Raw genomic sequence first — 14,951 nt, 5'->3', positions numbered from 1 at the left:
GAGACCTCCATGCACTTCAAGAAACTCGCTGCCGCCGCCACCCTGCTGATCTGTGCGTTGCCGGGCATCAGCCAGGCCCGTGACACCGCGGTGTATCTGCCTTTTGACAAAGCAGTCGCCGAAGCAACCCGCGCCGGCAAAATCGATGGCAGCGTGAAATTCTACCTGGCGGGCAATACCCCGACTGGCAACGTCACCGTCCTCAGTACGGGTGCCGTGACCAACAAGAAAACCAACGCCTTCAACAAGTCTGACGAAGTGGCCTGCGAGTGGGTCGCGCAATCGGCAATCATCAGCCTGCACCAAGCAGCGAAGAACGCCGGCGCCAACGCCGTGACCAACATCGTCAGTTTCTACAAGAGCAACGAGCGCAAGGATGCCAAGAACTATGAGTGCCACGCTGGGGCGCTCATGGCGGGCGTTGCGTTGAAAGGGGATTTGGCGAAGGTTCAGTAACGCCTGACGCAGACTAGCCGCGACACACTCAGGTATTACCGAGGATCAAAAGATCGCAGCCTTCGGCAGCTCCTACATAGATCGGTGTAGGCGCTGCCGAAGGCTGCGATCTTTTAAACGCTTTACGCGCCAGCAACTTCTCGCCACATCTGAGTCCTCGGCACATACATGAAACATAGGAAAACGGAGTGTATCACTTCGGAAAGTTCCTACAGCCAGCCTTGTGATTTCAATATATAGGCAAACCCAAACAACCAGCACATCTAAAACAAGCGCGACGAAGTATTACTTCGAAAAAACGCCGAACTATTACAATTCATTACCCCGCTATTGCCCCCCTCACTCCCAGCCTATACTTTTCACGCATTGAATCTGGATAATCAATAGCGAGCAACCAACAAAAGCAGATAAGGAGTTATCCGCATGCAAAAGAACAACATTACTTCTACATGCCTACTTCTTGCGGCATTGTTCTGTCCGCTGGGTAGTTTTGCGCAACAAGCCCCCGCCACTGCCGATACTCGGGCTCTGGCATCTTCTCCTCAATGGCTGACAACCAAGGTCTATATAGAGGGCGCACCACAAACGGACGTAAAAGCGAATTATCCTGGCGTGGTCGGAATATCGACGTGGGATCCCGAACGCAATCGCTATGAATTCTTTTACACCGATACGGGAAATTCAAAGTACGACAATGGAGGTGGAGGTTACTTCTTTGTCACTGGCGATCAAAAAAGCCACATTTTAGTGCCCGATGTCGGGCCAACCAAAACCGTAGTCAGGCGATTGGAAAAGTTGAATCCAAATGAATTCACCTATTCTCGCGAAGTGCCTCGCGACATGATAGCCAATAACCCTCTGGTGCGTATCTATGTAGTTCATGCCCCCTACACTGGAACAGTGGAAACAAAGTCCACCATTAAGCCAGATACTAATATCACAAACTGAAACCAGTCGCCCATAGCACACTAAATGACTCAGGTAGTTCCGCTGGAGTAGCGTTACCGCTTGAAATCAATCTTGCCGCCTAATAAAACATGGAATTTCAACATGCAGAAATCACTCAAAACACTCCTTGCATCTACGCTTTTGATAACCTCGGCCTTCTGCGGCGCTGTCAATGCGCAGTCCACAACAAATTCCCCTGCAAAAAATGCCGTTGCCACGCCAGATAATGCGGTCATGCTGACCGTATTTTTAAAGCACGATCAATCACGGCCATTGGGCGAATTAAAGGCTCAACTTGCCAAACAAGGATTCTATAAGGCATTTCCACCTGCGGGAGTAGAGGTTGTCAGTTGGAACATAATGATGGGTATCGGACAAGTCGTCACAGTGCGCTTCCCGGCCTCCCGTCTTGCCGAAGTAAACCTTGCACTTGAAAATACAGCGTGGGGAAGTTACAAAACCGAGTTCTATCCGACCTATGATTTCAAAGCTATAGCACAGGCGGAACAAAACAAGGCGCAGCAAACGCAAACTGCCCAGTGATGCTAGTTGGCGCGAGTGTTAGCGAATTCATTGCGCGATGGTTGCGATCTGATGGATGTCATCGGGCGACGATTGCAGGTGCAGGTTTCGGTGTAGTGCCTGGTAAAAAAACGGGTGACCTCACTGGGGTCACCCGTAGTTACGGCTTCAAAGGTTCAACCTTACGCGTCAGCAATTCCACAAACGCCTTGGCCATCGGCGACTTCTGATCCTTGCGCTGTACCAGCCACACCGCCGACACCGCTTCCGGATCGAGCAACGGGCGGTAGACCACGCCATCAATACGCATCCGCTGATACGACGCCGGCAATACCGACACTCCCAGACCTGCCGCCACCAACCCGATAATCGTCATCGCCTCGCCAGCCTCTTGCGCGAAGTGCGGGCTGAACCCGACATCCCGCGCCAGGCTGAGCAGCTGTGCGTACAAACCACTGCCATAGCTACGTGGGAAAAATACGAAGGGTTCGAGGGCCAGCGCCGAGAGGAATAAACCGTCTTCGCTGCCGCTCACCAACGGATGCTTGGAGCTAAGCACCGCCACCAGTGGCTCGCGCATCAGTTCCACCACGCTGAGTGAGTCCGGCAAGCCCAGCGGCCGCATGATGCCGACTTCAATCGACTCATCCACCAATGCATCGGCCACTTGGGTGCTGCTCATTTCCCGCAGGTTCAGGTGCACCGCCGGGAAACTCTGGCGAAACGAGAAAATCGCCTGAGGAATGGTCGAGTTGAACGGGGCCGACGAGGTGAAGCCGATCTTCAGTTCACCCAACTCTCCGAGTTGTGCCCGCCGCGCAACATCCGCTGCTTTGTCGACCTGAGCCAGCACCAACCGCGCCTCTTCCAGAAACAGCCGACCGGCCTCACTGAGTTCGACCCGACGATTGGTCCGTTCGAATAACCGGGCGCCGACCTCCTGTTCCAGCGCCTGAATCTGCTGGCTCAGCGGCGGTTGCGAGATGCCCAGCACCTGGGCGGCGCGGCCGAAATGCAGTTCTTCGGCGACGGCGATGAAGTAGCGCAGGTGGCGCAATTCCATGAAAACTCCATTAGGTCGTAAAACCTATCAAACAGGTCGAACAATATATTGGATTGAATCATTAGCCAGCTATATGATTTTTTCATTGCCTGACCGGCTGCGCCCCTCCGAGGTCCGAAGTGAAAACTGCTGTCGCTCCACTCGCCCATGAAATTCCGCCCACTCCGCTGGACGACGTCGTCACTGAGCTAAGCGAGATCTACATCGAGAAAGGCACACCGATGTTTATGCGCACGGTGCTGGCGCTGTTCTCGGGCGGTTTCGCGACCTTTGCCCTGCTGTATTGCGTGCAGCCGATGATGCCGCTGCTGTCACATGAGTTTTCCATCAACGCAGCCCAGAGCAGCCTGATCCTGTCGGTCGCCACCGGCATGCTTGCCATCGGCTTGCTGATCACCGGCCCCATCTCTGATCGCATCGGGCGTAAACCGGTGATGGTCGCCGCACTGTTCGCCGCAGCTCTCTTCACCATGGCCAGCGCGATGATCCCGAGCTGGCAAGGCGTGCTGGTGATGCGGGCGCTGGTGGGGCTGTCGTTGAGCGGTCTGGCGGCGGTCGCGATGACTTACCTGAGCGAAGAAATCCATCCGCAGCACCTTGGCCTCGCCATGGGGTTATACATCGGTGGCAATGCCATCGGCGGCATGTGTGGACGGTTGATCGTCGGGGTATTGATCGACTTCGTCAGCTGGCACACGGCGATGCTGGTCATCGGCAGCCTGGCGCTGATTGCCGCAGCGGTGTTCTGGAAAATCCTCCCGGAATCGCGCAACTTCCGAGCCCGCTCGCTTCATCCGCGCAGCTTGCTGGACGGCTTCACCATGCACTTTCGCGATGCAGGTCTACCACTGCTGTTCCTTGAGGCGTTCGTGCTGATGGGCGCGTTTGTCACGCTGTTCAACTACATCGGCTATCGCTTGCTGGCCGAGCCGTACCATATGGACCAGGCCTTCGTCGGGCTGCTTTCGGTGGTGTACCTGTCGGGCATCTACAGCTCGGCGAAAATCGGCGCCCTGGCCGACCAACTCGGCCGGCGCAAAGTGCTCTGGGCGACCATTGTGGTCATGCTCGCGGGCATCGCCCTGACCATGTTCACGCCGTTACCGCTGGTGATTCTCGGCATGCTGATCTTTACCTTCGGCTTCTTTGGGGCGCATTCGGTGGCCAGTAGCTGGATCGGCCGTCGTGCGATCAAGGCCAGAGGACAGGCGTCGTCGCTGTACCTGTTCAGCTATTACGCCGGGTCGAGTATCGCGGGTACGGCGGGCGGTGTGGCCTGGCACTGGGGTGGCTGGAACGGGATCGGGTTATTTATTGGCGGGTTGTTGGTGATTGCGTTGTTGGTGGCGTTGAAGCTGGCGAAGTTGCCGCCGTTGGAAAATGTGAAAGCCTGACGCACAACCTTGTGGGAGCGGGCTTGCTCGCGAAGGTGGCGGATCAGTCGACATCAATGCTGAATGATTAACCGCTTTCGCGAGCAAGCCCGCTCCCACATTGACCGGGTACTACCTGATGTCTCATACAAAAACGCCCGGCATAAGCCGGGCGTTTTTTATTGGGCCACGATTACTCGTGATACTGCGCCGACAGTTCATGTACCGCACGCAGGAACGCACCAGCATGTTCTGGGTCGACTTCCGGCGTGATGCCATGACCGAGGTTGAACACGTGGCCGCTGCCTTTGCCGTAGCTGGCGAGGATCCGGCCGACTTCGGTGCGGATGGCTTCAGGTTTCGCGTAGAGCACGGTTGGGTCCATGTTGCCTTGCAGGGCGACTTTGCTGCCGACGCGTTGGCGGGCTTCGCCAATGTCGCAAGTCCAGTCCAGGCCGAGCGCATCCGCGCCAGCGTCAGCGATGCTTTCCAGCCACAGGCCGCCGTTCTTGGTGAACAGGATGACCGGCACTTTGCGGCCTTCGTGTTCGCGGATCAGGCCGCTGACGATTTTGCGCATGTAGGCCAGGGAGAATTCCTGGTAGGCCGCTGCGGAGAGGTTGCCACCCCAAGTGTCGAAGATCTGCACCGCTTGCGCGCCAGCCATGATCTGGCCGTTGAGGTACGTAGTGACCGACTGTGCGAGCTTGTCCAGCAGCAGGTGCATGGCTTGCGGGTTGTCGTAGAGCATGGCTTTGGTCTTGCGGAAGTCTTTCGACGAACCGCCTTCGACCATGTAGGTGGCCAGGGTCCATGGGCTGCCGGAGAAGCCGATCAGCGGCACGCGGCCGTTCAGTTCGCGGCGGATGGTGCTGACCGCGTCCATGACGTAGCCGAGGTCTTTGTGCGGATCAGGAATCGGCAGGGCTTCGATGTCGGCCAGGGTGCTGATGACTTTTTTGAAGCGCGGACCTTCACCGGTTTCGAAGTACAGGCCTTGGCCCATGGCATCGGGGATGGTCAGGATGTCGGAAAACAGGATCGCCGCGTCCAGTTGTGGATAGCGGTCGAGCGGCTGCATCGTGACTTCGCAAGCGAACGCCGGGTTCATGCACAGGCTCATGAAATCACCGGCCTTGGCACGGCTGGCGCGGTATTCAGGCAGGTAGCGACCGGCCTGACGCATCATCCACACAGGGGTGACGTCTACGGGTTGCTTGAGCAGGGCGCGAAGGAAACGGTCGTTCTTCAGGGCAGTCATGTCGGCATCCGGAAAAAAAGTGCGGGCATTTTCTCAGAGCGCGACGCAAAAGGCACGGTAAGAGCCGTTCCTTTTGTCTATCGGGTCAATTTGTCGCGGTGGAACACGGTTTTGGCAACACCAAAAAACACTGTGGGAGCGGGCTTGCTCGCGAAGGGGCCGTCATATTCAACAGAGATGTTGACTGACAGACCGCTTTCGCGAGCAAGCCCGCTCCCACATTTGATCGCATTCCAGTTTTGGAAAGTGATCAGACGCCCAGGTAATCCAGGATCCCTTCAGCGGCATTGCGGCCTTCGAAGATCGCCGTCACCACCAGGTCGGAACCGCGCACCATGTCGCCACCGGCGAAGATTTTCGGGTTGCTGGTCTGGTGCTTGTACTGACCTTGTTCCGGCGCCACGACGCGGCCCTGGCTGTCGGTCTGTATGCTGAACTGCTCGAACCACGACGCCGGGCTTGGACGGAAACCGAACGCGATGACCACGGCGTCGGCCGGGATGATCTCTTCGGAACCCGGGATCGGCTCAGGGCTGCGACGGCCACGGGCGTCCGGTTCGCCGAGACGGGTCTCGACCACTTTCACACCTTCGACGCGATCTTCACCCACGATAGCGATCGGCTGGCGGTTGTAGAGGAATTTCACGCCTTCTTCCTTGGCGTTCTTCACCTCTTTGCGCGAGCCCGGCATGTTCGCTTCGTCACGACGATACGCACAGGTCACCGACTTGGCGCCCTGACGGATCGAAGTGCGGTTGCAGTCCATCGCCGTGTCGCCACCACCCAGCACCACGACCTTCTTGCCTTTCATGTCGACGAAATCTTCCGGCGACTTTTCAAAGCCCAGGTTGCGGTTGACGTTGGCGATCAGGAAATCCAGCGCGTCATACACGCCCGGCAGATCTTCACCGGCAAAGCCGCCCTTCATGTAGGTGTAGGTGCCCATGCCCATGAACACGGCATCGTATTCTTCGAGCAGTTGCTCGATGGTCACGTCCTTGCCAATCTCGGTGTTCAGGCGGAACTCGATGCCCATGCCGGTGAAGACTTCGCGGCGATTGCTCAGCACGGTCTTTTCCAGCTTGAACTCGGGGATCCCGAAGGTCAGCAGACCGCCGATTTCCGGGTTCTTGTCGAACACCACCGGGGTCACGCCACCACGTACCAGCACGTCGGCACAGCCCAGGCCGGCAGGGCCCGCGCCGATTACCGCGACACGCTTACCGGTCGGTTTGACCTTGGACATGTCCGGGCGCCAGCCCATGGCGAACGCGGTGTCGGTGATGTACTTCTCCACCGAACCGATGGTCACCGCACCGAAACCGTCATTAAGGGTGCAGGCACCCTCGCACAGACGATCCTGGGGACAAACCCGGCCGCAGACTTCCGGCAGGGTGTTGGTTTGGTGCGACAGCTCGGCGGCCTGGAGGATGTTGCCCTCGGCCACCAGCTTGAGCCAGTTCGGAATGAAGTTGTGCACCGGGCACTTCCATTCGCAATACGGGTTACCGCAACCCAGGCAGCGGTGGGCCTGGTCGGCCGACTGCTGGGGTTTGAACGGTTCGTAGATTTCCACGAACTCTTTCTTGCGTTGACGCAACAGTTTCTTCTTCGGATCTTTGCGCCCGACATCGATGAACTGGAAGTCGTTATTCAGACGTTCAGCCATTGTTAAAACCTCATCAAACTCTTCAGGCGCATATCACTGCGGGTTGGCACGGGTGCTGGAAAGCAACGATTTCAGGTTGGCAGCCTTGGGCTTGACCAGCCAGAAACGACGCAGATAGTCATCGAGGTTTTCAGCGAGGTTACGACCCCACTCGCTGTCGGTTTCCTCGACGTATTCGTTCAGCACGCGTTGCAGGTGGCTGCGATAGGCTTCCATCGCCTCACCGCTGATCCGCTGGATTTCCACCAGTTCGTGGTTGACCCGGTCAACGAAGGTGTTGTCCTGGTCGAGCACGTAGGCGAAACCGCCGGTCATGCCTGAGCCGAAGTTGTAACCGGTCTTGCCCAACACGCAGACGAAACCACCGGTCATGTACTCGCAGCAGTGATCGCCAGTGCCTTCCACCACAGTGTGAGCACCGGAGTTACGCACCGCGAAACGCTCGCCCGCGGTACCGGCGGCGAACAGCTTGCCCCCGGTGGCGCCATACAGGCAGGTGTTGCCGATAATGGCGCTGTCCTGAGTCTTGTAGATGCTGCCCTTCGGCGGAACGATGACCAGCTTGCCGCCGGTCATGCCTTTGCCGACGTAGTCGTTGGCATCGCCTTCCAGATACATGTTCAGACCGCCGGCGTTCCACACACCAAAGCTCTGGCCGGCCGTGCCTTTGAAGCGGAAGGTGATCGGCGCGTTGGCCATGCCCTGGTTGCCGTGCTTGCGAGCGATTTCACCGGAGATCCGCGCGCCGATGGAACGGTCGCAGTTGCAGATATCCAGGGCGAAATCGGCGCCGCTCATGTCGTTGATGGCCGAGGTGGCCAAGTCGACCATTTTCTCGGCCAGCAGGCCTTTGTCGAACGGCGGGTTGCGCTCGACCTGGCAGAACTGAGGCTTGTCTGCCGGGATGTGATCGCTGCCCAGCAACGGCGTCAGGTCCAGGTGGTTTTGCTTGGCGGTCTGGCCTTCGAGGATTTCCAGCAGATCGGTGCGACCGATCAGCTCTTCGAGGGAGCGCACGCCCAGCTTGGCCAGCCACTCACGGGTTTCTTCGGCGACGTAGGTGAAGAAATTCACCACCATGTCAACGGTACCGATGTAGTGATCCTTGCGCAGCTTCTCGTTCTGAGTCGCGACGCCGGTGGCGCAGTTGTTCAGGTGGCAAATACGCAGGTATTTGCAGCCCAGGGCGATCATTGGCGCGGTGCCGAAGCCGAAGCTTTCAGCGCCAAGGATCGCTGCCTTGATCACGTCGAGGCCGGTTTTCAAGCCGCCGTCAGTCTGCACACGGACCTTGCCGCGCAGGTCGTTGCCGCGCAGGGTCTGATGGGTTTCGGCCAAACCGAGTTCCCACGGTGCGCCCGCGTATTTGATCGAGGTCAGTGGCGATGCACCGGTGCCGCCGTCGTAGCCGGAAATGGTGATCAAGTCCGCGTAAGCCTTGGCCACACCGGCAGCGATGGTGCCGACGCCCGCTTCTGCTACCAGCTTCACCGAGACCAGCGCCTTCGGGTTGACTTGTTTCAGGTCGAAAATCAGCTGCGACAAGTCTTCGATCGAATAGATGTCGTGGTGCGGCGGAGGCGAAATCAGGGTCACACCCGGCACTGCGTAACGCAGCTTGGCGATCAGACCGTTGACCTTGCCGCCCGGCAGCTGACCACCTTCGCCGGGCTTGGCGCCCTGAGCGACTTTGATCTGCAGCACTTCAGCGTTAACCAGGTATTCCGGGGTCACACCGAAACGGCCAGTGGCGACCTGCTTGATTTTCGAGCTTTTGATGGTGCCGTAGCGTGCCGGGTCTTCGCCGCCTTCGCCGGAGTTGGAACGCGCACCGAGGCGGTTCATGGCTTCGGCCAGGGCTTCGTGAGCTTCCGGCGACAATGCGCCCAAAGAGATGCCCGCGGAGTCGAAGCGCTTGAGCACCGATTCCAGCGGTTCGATCTCGCTGATGTCCAGCGGCGTATCCAGGGTCTTGACCTTGAACAGGTCGCGGATCATCGACACCGGACGGTTGTCCACCAGCGCCGTGTATTCCTTGAACTTGCTGTAGTCGCCCTGCTGCACAGCGGCTTGCAGAGTGCTGACTACGTCCGGGTTGTAGGCGTGATATTCGCCACCGTGGACGAACTTCAGCAGGCCGCCTTGCTGGATCGGCTTGCGTGGGCTCCAGGCTTCGGCCGCGAGGGCTTTCTGCTCGGCTTCGATGTCGACGAAACGCGCGCCCTTGATGCGGCTTGGCACACCACGGAAGCTCAGGTCGCAGACTTCTTCGGACAGGCCGATAGCCTCGAACAGTTGCGCACCGCGATAAGAGGTGATGGTGGAGATACCCATCTTCGACAGGATCTTCAGTAGGCCTTTGGTGATGCCTTTACGGTAGTTCTTGAACACCTCATAGAGGTCGCCCAGCACTTCACCGGTGCGGATCAGGTCGCCCAGCACTTCGTAGGCCAGGAACGGATAAACGGCAGAAGCGCCGAAACCGATCAACACTGCAAAGTGGTGCGGATCGCGCGCAGTGGCGGTCTCGACCAGAATGTTGGAGTCGCAACGCAGGCCTTTTTCGGTCAGGCGATGATGCACTGCGCCGGTAGCGAGCGAAGCGTGGATCGGCAACTTGCCCGGGGCGATGTGACGGTCACTCAGTACAATCTGGGTGCGACCGGCGCGAACGGCTTCTTCAGCCTGATCGGCAACATTGCGCACCGCCGCTTCGAGGCCAACGCTCTCGTCGTAGTTGAGGTCAATGATCTGACGCTCGAAGCCTGGGCGATCGAGGTTCATCAGCGAACGCCACTTGGCCGGGGAAATGACCGGCGAGCTGAGGATTACGCGCGAGGCGTGTTCCGGCGACTCCTGGAAGATATTGCGTTCGGCGCCGAGGCAGACTTCCAGCGACATGACGATCGCTTCGCGCAGCGGGTCGATCGGCGGGTTGGTCACCTGCGCGAACTGCTGACGGAAATAGTCGTACGGCGTGCGCACGCGCTGGGACAGCACGGCCATCGGCGTATCGTCGCCCATCGAGCCAACGGCTTCGTAGCCTTGTTCGCCGAGCGGACGCAGCACCTGGTCGCGCTCTTCGAACGTGACCTGATACATCTTCATGTACTGCTTGAGCTGGTCGACGTCGTAGAACGCCGAACCATGGTCGTTGTCTTCCATGGTCGCCTGGATGCGCAGGGCATTCTTGCGCAGCCATTGCTTGTACGGATGACGGGACTTCAAGCGGTTGTCAATGGCATCGGTGTCGAGAATCTGACCGGTTTCAGTGTCCACGGCAAAGATCTGGCCCGGACCGACACGGCCCTTGGCGATCACGTCTTCAGGCTGGTAGTTCCAGACACCGATTTCCGAGGCCAGGGTAATGAAGCCGTTCTTGGTGGTGACCCAACGCGCCGGACGCAGACCGTTACGGTCGAGCAGGCACACCGCGTAACGACCGTCAGTCATTACTACGCCGGCCGGGCCGTCCCACGGCTCCATGTGCATCGAGTTGTATTCGTAGAACGCGCGCAGATCCGGGTCCATGGTTTCGACGTTCTGCCACGCAGGCGGAATGATCATCCGCACGCCACGGAACAGGTCGATGCCACCGGTGACCATCAACTCGAGCATGTTGTCCATGCTGGAGGAGTCGGAACCTACACGGTTCACCAGCGGGCCGAGTTCTTCCAGATCCATCAGATCGTTGGTGAACTTGGTGCGACGGGCCTGAGCCCAGTTGCGGTTGCCGGTGATGGTGTTGATTTCGCCGTTGTGGGCGAGGAAGCGGAACGGCTGAGCCAGCGGCCATTTCGGCAAGGTGTTGGTGGAGAAGCGCTGGTGGAACACGCAGATTGCGGTTTGCAGGCGCTGGTCGCTCAGGTCTGGATAGAAGGCGGTCAGATCCGCCGGCATCATCAGGCCTTTATAAATAATGGTCTTGTGGGAAAAGCTGCAGATGTAGTGATCGACGTCGGCGGCGTTGGCCACGGACGAACGACGACGGGCGCTGAACAGCTTGATCGCCATGTCCTGATCACTCAGGCCTTCACCACCGATGAACACTTGTTCGATCTGCGGCAGGCGCTCGAGGGCTAGGCGGCCGAGGACGCTGGTGTCGATCGGCACTTTGCGCCAGCCAACCAGGGTCAGGCCTTCGGCCAAAATCTCGCGGTTCATGTTCTCGCGAGCGGCTTCGGCTTTGACCGGGTCCTGGTTGAAGAAGACCATGCCCACAGCGTATTGCTTGGGCAGTTTGACGCCGAAGGTTTCCTGGGCAATCGCACGCAGGAATACATCCGGCTTTTGAATCAGCAGACCGCAACCGTCACCGGTCTTGCCGTCGGCGTTGATCCCACCGCGGTGGGTCATGCAGGTCAGGGCCTCAATGGCCGTTTGCAAAAGGGTATGACTGGGCTCGCCCTGCATATGGGCTATCAGGCCGAAACCGCAGTTATCCTTGAATTCATCTGGTTGGTACAGACCTGCTTTCATAGACACTTTCTCACCAGGCTGCCTCTTATCGAGGCAAATTTCTTTTCAATTCAGCCAGTTACCATCCACGCCGAACGTACGCCAGCTTTGCGGGGGCAAAAGGGAGGTCATTGTACACACCGACACTGAGGCTCACAAATTTGACGACGAAATGTCGCAAATCTATGTCGCATTTGTGAAAGGTTTAAAGCGATATGCTGTGCTAGTCAAAACTTTTTTTAATTTTGACCGCAACGACTCAAAGACCACTGTGACGCAGACACCACAAGGCACGCGGCCTGGAGAGGCGGCATGCACTTGCAGAAATTTTGAGGTGCCGGGAGAGGCGGCCTGGGTAAGGCCGCCGAATCTTCAGCGAGTTGTTGCCAGTTCCTGTTGGACGCTGGCGACAGTGCGAGGCCAAGGTTTACCAGCCTGAACCTTCGCTGGCAAGGCCTTGATGGCGGTAACGGCTGCATCGCGGTTGGCGAAGCTACCGTAGGTGATGACGTAAAGCGGCTTGCCGTTGAGTACTTTCTTGAAATAACGGTACTCGCCGCCCTGCTCTTTGACGAAGCTTTGCGCGGCCGATTCGGAGCTGGTGCCGAGGATTTGCACCACATAGTTACCCGGCGCCTGGCCTGCGTACCAGCTGCCACCGGCGGCTTTGGCCACGGTGACTGGCTTCTCGACCGGTTTGACGGCGGTGGCCGGCTTGGCGGGCGCTGGAGCCGGTTTGGCAACTGGTGCAGGCGCTGGCTTGGCGGTCGCGACCTGAGTCGGCGCTGGAACCGGTTTGGCGGCAGGTGTTGGCGCCGGGCCCGGCTGGATGCCGGCAGGCGGCGCAGTGGTGGTCACGGTTGGCGGTGTAGAGCTGGAACCTTCGACCGGCACGCCGTCGTCGCCTTCGGTGATACCACCAGCCGCTTCGGCCAATGGGCCACGCATCACCGGCTGCGAGTTGCCGACCAACGGCAACGGCATCGGTTGCGAATTACCGGCGAACTCGACGGATGGAGCGCCGCCACTGTCAGGTTGTGGCGTGCCCTGGCCCAGCGGCAGTTGCGCCTGTTCGTTGGCAGGTGCGCCGGTGGTCGGCGCTTTGCTGCGACCCGGCATCAACCAGGCGGCGGCTACCGCGACCACGACAACGGCGGAAATCGCCAATACGTGTTTCTTCGGCATGTTGAACCCCATACTTGGACGCTTCACCGCTGAGCGGCTGGCAATCATGGCTTCGATCATTGCATCGCGGGCGACCTGGTTGATGGTGCCAGGCCAGCCGTCGGAGCTTTCGTGAATATCAGAGATCTGATCCGCGGTAAAAAGTTCGATACCCCGGCCGGCACCTTCAAGACGCTGGTCCAGATACTCGCGAGTTTCTTCCTCGGTGTAGGGCTGCAATTCGATGACGTGGAAGCGCTCTTCCTCAAGGCTCAGCGCTTCAAGTTGGGCAATCAGCGAGGACTCCCCGAACAGAAACACGTGCGGGCGACCTTCCGGTGCACCAGCGGCCAACGCCAGCAAGGCTTCCAAGGCAGATTCATCGAGTTGCTCGGCATCATCCAACAGCAAATAGACTTCCTGCCCCGTAAGGGCAAGCTGTACCACTTGGGCCAGGATCGCGCCGATTTCGACCTGCTCGACGTTCAACGCCTGAGCCACCTGACGCAGAACGCCAGCGGCATCGCCAGCGCCACGGGCGGAAACCACCACGCTCTGCACTGACTGTTTGTTGGTGCTGGCCACCAGGGCCTGACGCAACAGGGTTTTGCCACTGCCTTGAGGGCCAGTGACCACCAGCAACAACTGACTGTAACGGGCCAGATGATGCAGCTGCCCCAGCACCGGTTTGCGCTGGGCCGGGAAAAATTTGAAGCCAGGCACCCGTGGAGCGAAAGGGTCATGACTTAACTGGTAATGGCCGAGGAAAGCCTCGTCGGCATGCAAACTAGTCATCGGGATCTTATTAACCTTTAAGCTGAGCCAGGGCGCGGTAATCCGCTCCCAGCGTGGCCTGTAAAACCTCTTTCGGATAATCGTCGGTCACTACTGCTTCGCCCATGTGGCGCAGCAGCACCAGGCGCAAACGACCGTCGATCACTTTCTTGTCAACTGCCATGTGTTCGAGAAAATCGGCTTCGGTCATCTCTTCCGGCGGAATGACCGGCAGACCGGCACGCTGGAATAGACGAATACCGCGATCACGTTCCTGTTCGCTGATCCAGCCCAGGCGCGCGGACATCTCCAAAGCCATTACGGTGCCAGCAGCCACTGCTTCACCATGAAGCCAGACACCATAGCCCATATGAGTTTCGATCGCGTGGCCGAAGGTGTGGCCCAGATTCAACGTGGCACGTACGCCCGTCTCTTTCTCGTCGGCACCGACCACCGCAGCCTTGGCCGCGCAAGAGCGTTCGATGGCGTAAGTCAGGGCGACCTGATCCAGGGCGCGCAGGCGATCGACGTTTTCTTCGAGCCAGGTCAGGAATGGCTCGTCGCAGATCAGCCCGTATTTGATGACTTCCGCCAATCCGGCGGACAGCTCGCGGGGCGGCAAGGTGTTGAGGGTGGCGGTATCGATCAGCACCACGTTGGGCTGATAGAAGGCGCCGACCATGTTCTTGCCCAACGGGTGATTGATCCCGGTTTTGCCGCCCACCGAGGAGTCGACTTGAGACAACAATGTGGTCGGTATCTGGATGAAATCGACGCCACGCTGGTAGCAGGCGGCCGCAAAACCGGCCATGTCGCCGATCACACCGCCACCCAGGGCGATTACCGTGGTGCGGCGATCATGCCGTGCAGTCAGCAGTCCGTCGAAAATCAGTTGCAGGGTTTCCCAGGTCTTGAAGGCCTCGCCATCGGGCAGCACCACGGAAATCACCGAGAACTGCGCAAGACTGCTGGTCAGACGCTCCAGGTAGAGCGGCGCGACGGTCTCGTTGGAGATGATCGCCACCTGCCGCCCGCGGATATGCGGGGCCAGCAGCTCAGGCTGATCCAACAAACCTTCGCCAATATGAATCGGGTAGCTGCGCTCGCCTAGGTCGACTTTGAGTGTCTGCATGTGTCCCCACAGTGAAGATGGAATCAGGCGTCCTGCCTTGAGTTAACGAATTCCATGGCGTCTGCTGGTGTGACGCCGTTTGGTAGCCAGCCACCACAACCTTCAGCGGCTGCGACAGGACGCCGAGGATA

10 protein-coding genes are annotated in these 14,951 nt (G+C 58.7%); 4 read left to right on the top strand and 6 right to left on the bottom strand.

Annotation, left to right across the window (positions count from 1 at the left end):
- The first annotated feature begins 9 nt into the window (after positions 1–9).
- The 3 genes from KVG95_RS07735 (at position 10) to KVG95_RS07725 (ending at position 1,947) form a co-directional block, all read left to right on the top strand.
- Complete coding sequence (locus tag KVG95_RS07735; protein WP_217855412.1) at positions 10–456, top strand: excinuclease; 447 nt, start codon at positions 10–12, stop codon at positions 454–456.
- A gap of 423 nt (positions 457–879) precedes the next feature.
- Complete coding sequence (locus KVG95_RS07730) at positions 880–1,404, top strand: DUF4822 domain-containing protein (RefSeq protein ID WP_217855411.1); 525 nt, start codon at positions 880–882, stop codon at positions 1,402–1,404.
- 102 nt (positions 1,405–1,506) lie between these two features.
- Complete coding sequence (locus tag KVG95_RS07725; protein ID WP_052965079.1) at positions 1,507–1,947, top strand: hypothetical protein; 441 nt, start codon at positions 1,507–1,509, stop codon at positions 1,945–1,947.
- A gap of 139 nt (positions 1,948–2,086) precedes the next feature.
- Here KVG95_RS07725 and KVG95_RS07720 read toward each other — a convergent pair whose 3' ends face one another.
- On the bottom strand, positions 2,087–2,989 hold the full coding sequence (locus tag KVG95_RS07720; RefSeq protein WP_052965078.1) for a LysR family transcriptional regulator: 903 nt from the start codon (positions 2,987–2,989) through the stop codon (positions 2,087–2,089).
- Positions 2,990–3,141: 152 nt separating this feature from the next.
- Here KVG95_RS07720 and KVG95_RS07715 point away from each other — a divergent pair, with 152 nt between their 5' ends.
- Positions 3,142–4,383: an MFS transporter gene (locus tag KVG95_RS07715; RefSeq protein WP_437180788.1), complete on the top strand. Its 1,242-nt coding sequence runs from the start codon at positions 3,142–3,144 to the stop codon at positions 4,381–4,383.
- A 172-nt stretch (positions 4,384–4,555) separates the two neighbouring features.
- Here the strand turns inward: KVG95_RS07715 and hemE are convergent, their stop codons facing one another.
- The 5 genes from hemE to aroB all read right to left on the bottom strand — a co-directional run bounded on the left by hemE (position 4,556) and on the right by aroB (position 14,820).
- Complete coding sequence (gene hemE / locus KVG95_RS07710) at positions 4,556–5,623, bottom strand: uroporphyrinogen decarboxylase (protein WP_217855407.1); 1,068 nt, start codon at positions 5,621–5,623, stop codon at positions 4,556–4,558.
- A gap of 250 nt (positions 5,624–5,873) precedes the next feature.
- Positions 5,874–7,292, bottom strand: a complete 1,419-nt coding sequence (locus tag KVG95_RS07705; protein WP_048396075.1) for an FAD-dependent oxidoreductase — start codon at positions 7,290–7,292, stop codon at positions 5,874–5,876.
- Between the two features lie 33 nt (positions 7,293–7,325).
- Positions 7,326–11,771, bottom strand: coding sequence for a glutamate synthase large subunit (gene gltB / locus KVG95_RS07700; RefSeq protein ID WP_217855406.1), 4,446 nt, complete (start codon positions 11,769–11,771; stop codon positions 7,326–7,328).
- A 351-nt stretch (positions 11,772–12,122) separates the two neighbouring features.
- On the bottom strand, positions 12,123–13,709 hold the full coding sequence (locus tag KVG95_RS07695; RefSeq protein ID WP_217855404.1) for an SPOR domain-containing protein: 1,587 nt from the start codon (positions 13,707–13,709) through the stop codon (positions 12,123–12,125).
- 10 nt (positions 13,710–13,719) lie between these two features.
- Positions 13,720–14,820: a 3-dehydroquinate synthase gene (gene aroB / locus KVG95_RS07690; protein WP_217855403.1), complete on the bottom strand. Its 1,101-nt coding sequence runs from the start codon at positions 14,818–14,820 to the stop codon at positions 13,720–13,722.
- Between the last annotated feature and the right edge of the window lie 131 nt (positions 14,821–14,951).

This window comes from Pseudomonas farris, assembly GCF_019145235.1.
GTDB lineage: Bacteria > Pseudomonadota > Gammaproteobacteria > Pseudomonadales > Pseudomonadaceae > Aquipseudomonas > Aquipseudomonas farris.
This window is presented reverse-complemented; position numbering and strand designations above follow the sequence as displayed.

Excerpts from the sequence above, each read along its gene's own strand:
- KVG95_RS07735 (WP_217855412.1), top strand. The coding sequence starts at position 10 with ATGCACTTCAAGAAACTCGCTGCCGCCGCCACCCTGCTGATCTGTGCG.
- KVG95_RS07730 (WP_217855411.1), top strand. The coding sequence starts at position 880 with ATGCAAAAGAACAACATTACTTCTACATGCCTACTTCTTGCGGCATTG.
- KVG95_RS07725 (WP_052965079.1), top strand. The coding sequence starts at position 1,507 with ATGCAGAAATCACTCAAAACACTCCTTGCATCTACGCTTTTGATAACC.
- KVG95_RS07720 (WP_052965078.1), bottom strand. The coding sequence starts at position 2,989 with ATGGAATTGCGCCACCTGCGCTACTTCATCGCCGTCGCCGAAGAACTG.
- hemE (WP_217855407.1), bottom strand. The coding sequence starts at position 5,623 with ATGACTGCCCTGAAGAACGACCGTTTCCTTCGCGCCCTGCTCAAGCAA.
- KVG95_RS07705 (WP_048396075.1), bottom strand. The coding sequence starts at position 7,292 with ATGGCTGAACGTCTGAATAACGACTTCCAGTTCATCGATGTCGGGCGC.
- gltB (WP_217855406.1), bottom strand. The coding sequence starts at position 11,771 with ATGAAAGCAGGTCTGTACCAACCAGATGAATTCAAGGATAACTGCGGT.
- KVG95_RS07695 (WP_217855404.1), bottom strand. The coding sequence starts at position 13,709 with ATGACTAGTTTGCATGCCGACGAGGCTTTCCTCGGCCATTACCAGTTA.
- aroB (WP_217855403.1), bottom strand. The coding sequence starts at position 14,820 with ATGCAGACACTCAAAGTCGACCTAGGCGAGCGCAGCTACCCGATTCAT.